At 38.9% G+C, this 270-nt stretch carries 1 protein-coding gene; it reads right to left on the reverse strand.

Features of this window, described 5'->3' with window-relative positions:
• A partial coding sequence (locus AAEY75_RS15265; RefSeq protein ID WP_352260057.1) for a hypothetical protein occupies positions 1–270 on the reverse strand: 270 nt, incomplete at both ends.

Genomic DNA, 270 nt, shown 5'->3' on the forward strand with positions numbered 1-270 from the left:
CTATTATACCTAGGCTCATCATCAACGGAGCAATAGCCGCAACAATAAAGTAAAGTGACAAGTATAATACGCTAAAGCTAAGTAATGCTGCGCCAGAGATAAAGCCACACATTAAGCCATAATAAAGCATTTTGCGTGAGCCAATACGTGGCACTACGCGAGTATTTAAAAAATTACCAAACATCAACGCCATTACATTAAAAGCGAATAACAGGCCAAACAATTGGTCTGATACTTTAAATAGGTCGAGGTAAATATAAGGGACGGACG

The sequence above is a fragment of the Psychrobacter sp. TB55-MNA-CIBAN-0194 genome, assembly GCF_040309505.1.
Taxonomy (GTDB): Bacteria; Pseudomonadota; Gammaproteobacteria; order Pseudomonadales; family Moraxellaceae; genus Psychrobacter; species Psychrobacter fozii.